Source organism: Cellulophaga sp. (assembly GCF_039943695.1).
GTDB lineage: Bacteria > Bacteroidota > Bacteroidia > Flavobacteriales > Flavobacteriaceae > Cellulophaga.
The window spans coordinates 1-2,769 of sequence record NZ_JBDVAA010000174.1 but is presented as its reverse complement, the minus strand read 5'-3'; the positions used below and the strand labels follow the sequence as shown (position 1 = coordinate 2,769).

Below are 2,769 nucleotides of genomic sequence, written 5' to 3'. Positions count from 1 at the left end.
CTACAGTAGCACCTGCACGCAATAACATTAATGTAATATGATAACCTATTTTTAATCTAGAACCCGTTATTACTGCAACCTGCCCTTTTAATTCTGTTGTTTGAAAACGCTTGGCATAGTTAAAATCTCCACAACTAGTACACATTTGGTCATAAAAATGATGCAGCTTAGTAAACAAATCTTTACAAACGTAACAGTTTCTTGGCGACTCTAACTCCAACTCTTTTTGGTTAGATAAATCTGCCTCTGGTAACAATTTAGGAGCAACAAAAACTACAGCTTCACGGGCACTACGTATACCAGTTTCTTTACGTGCATTACGGTCCCTAGCATCTTGTTTACGTTTTTGTGCTTTTTTAGCATCTTTTTTTCTACGAGAAAACTCTTCTCTACTTGGTCTAGAAAGTTGACCAGCAGCTTTAATTAAAGTTGTTCTTTTTTCTTTAGAAATTTCAAAAATTTCATCGGTATTAGAAATTAAGTGTTCTAAAACAGAAATACACTTATCTATTTCTTCTTGTGATAATGCATTGTCTGCATTAGTATTCTCTTCTTTCATACATTAAATAATGCTAATTCTAACTTTCTTCTTCTTTAACCTTGTATTATTTAGTTTTTCTACAAGTTTAGGGGCAATAACTGCAGGTACAGATACAAAAGTACAGTCTTGTTTAAGTTCTATAACTCCTAATTCATCCTTATTAATATTACCTTGTTTAAAAAATAAACCAGCAATATCACCTTTAGATATTTTATCTTTTCTACCCCCAGAAATAAATAAAGTTGTCCAATATGGTGGTTTTCTTGTGCCTGTTTTACTAATTTTTGCAACTGGTGCATTTTTAATAAAATCTGGTAAATCTTCTTCTTCCCACTTTAAAACATAAGCAGTTCCTTTAGCGTTTACACGCGCGGTTCTACCGTTTCTGTGTATAAATTCTTCATTTTTATAAGGCAGCTCATAATGTATAATATATTTCATCTCTGGAATATCTATACCACGTGCAGCCAAATCTGTAGCTACAATAACATCATAAGTTCCGTTTCTAAATTTTAGTAAAGAACGTTCTCTGTCTTTCTGTTCCATATCACCATGAAAACAGCCATGCGTAATATTATTTTTTTCTAAAAACCGACTAACTCCCTTTATACTTTCTCTTAAATTACAAAATATGATACCCGGGTTATTCCCTTCATTATTAAGTAAATTTAGTAACGTTCTTAACTTATCTCTATTAGGAGAAACTACAGTTTTAACTGCTAGTTTATTTTTATTTTCCTTTAAAAAATTAATAGTTACGGCTTTATCTAAACGTACAAATTTTGGAATAGTAACACCCTGTGTAGCAGAAGTTAAAATACGCCTATTTAAAGCAGGTAATAAGCTAATAATATATTTCATTTCTTCTTCAAAACCTGTTTCTAAAGACTTGTCAAACTCATCTAAAACAAGTGTCTTTATATATTTTGTAGAAAAACGTTCATTATCAAAATGATCTGCAATTCTTCCTGGTGTACCAATTAATATTGCAGGTATGTGCTTAAGCTCTATTTTATCTTTAGACATTGCTCTACCACCATAAACTGCATTAACTTTATAACCAGAGCCCATAGAACGTATAACCTGCTCTATTTGTATAGCTAATTCTCTAGACGGCACTAAAATTAAAGCCTGTATTTCCTCTAAATCTGGATCTAACCTATCTATTAATGGCAACAAAAAGGCAAGTGTTTTACCTGTTCCTGTTGGCGATAATAATACTGTGTTAGTTGTATTTTCTATTACAGAAAGAGCCTCTTGCTGCATAGGGTTTAATTGATGAATATTTAATTTTTGTAAAATATCCTTTCTATTTTTAATTGTATTTGCCATACTATTTTATGCTATTAAAGCGTAAAGTTGTTATCTTCTAATGAGCTAGAACCAAGTTTTTTAGTTTGCCCTAAATGATGTGCTAAAATTTTATCTACCAATTCTTCTTTTGTTAAATGATGAAAAACGGTATGTATCTTTTCTTTAAATTCAGCAGATATAGTGTGATTAGGTTTTGTTTTAAAAATCTTTTTAGCCCAAAGTAATGTATTGTTTTCTTCAATACTACTAGCATCTGCTTTTTTAAACTTTTTAAAACTTAATCCTAATTCGTTTTCAAAATCTGTAATGTCTTTTTCTTCTTCTTTCTGCAAAATAGTTAAAGAAAACCCTTCTGCTCCTGCCCTTGCTGTACGCCCACTTCTATGCACGTAAGTTTCATAAACATCTGGTAAATGATAATTTACAACATAAGATATTTCTTTTACATCTAACCCACGAGCAGCCAAATCTGTAGCTACTAATATTTTTATGTGCCCTTCTCTAAACTGCCCCATAATACGGTCTCTAATTGGTTGTGTTAAACTACCATGTAACGCGCCAGAAGAGAACTTATTTATAGCCAAGTTTTTTGCAAGTTTGTTAACTGCAGCTTTGGTTTTACAAAATATAATTCCTCTTTGCCCATCTCTAGAGTTTAAAAAGTGCATTAAAACCTCTAATTTTTCAATAGGTTCTACAACAACATATTGGTGATCTATACTAGTATTACCAACGGTTTCCATATTTACACTAACCTGTGTAACGTGTTTAGATAAATAGTTTTGTACCATTTGCTTAATAGCGCCAGGCATTGTTGCTGTAAATAATATAGTTCTTTTATCTTTAGGTAATGCAGCTACAATAGTATCTAAACCATCTTTTAAGGAAGTTACCATTTCATCTGCTTCATCTAA

At 31.5% G+C, this 2,769-nt stretch carries 2 protein-coding genes and 1 pseudogene; all 3 read right to left on the bottom strand.

Going from position 1 to position 2,769, the window contains the following annotated elements:
- Positions 1-559: pseudogene (locus ABJD66_RS11550) on the bottom strand (oxidoreductase); the annotation flags it as partial.
- Between the two features lie 3 nt (positions 560-562).
- Positions 563-1,873 carry a DEAD/DEAH box helicase gene (locus tag ABJD66_RS11545; RefSeq protein WP_303542825.1) on the bottom strand — a complete coding sequence of 437 codons (1,311 nt, stop codon included), beginning with the start codon at positions 1,871-1,873 and terminating at the stop codon, positions 563-565.
- 14 nt (positions 1,874-1,887) lie between these two features.
- A partial coding sequence (locus tag ABJD66_RS11540) for a DEAD/DEAH box helicase (RefSeq protein ID WP_348131673.1) occupies positions 1,888-2,769 on the bottom strand: 882 nt, incomplete at its 5' end.

Excerpts from the sequence above, each read along its gene's own strand:
- ABJD66_RS11545 (WP_303542825.1), bottom strand. The coding sequence starts at position 1,873 with ATGGCAAATACAATTAAAAATAGAAAGGATATTTTACAAAAATTAAAT.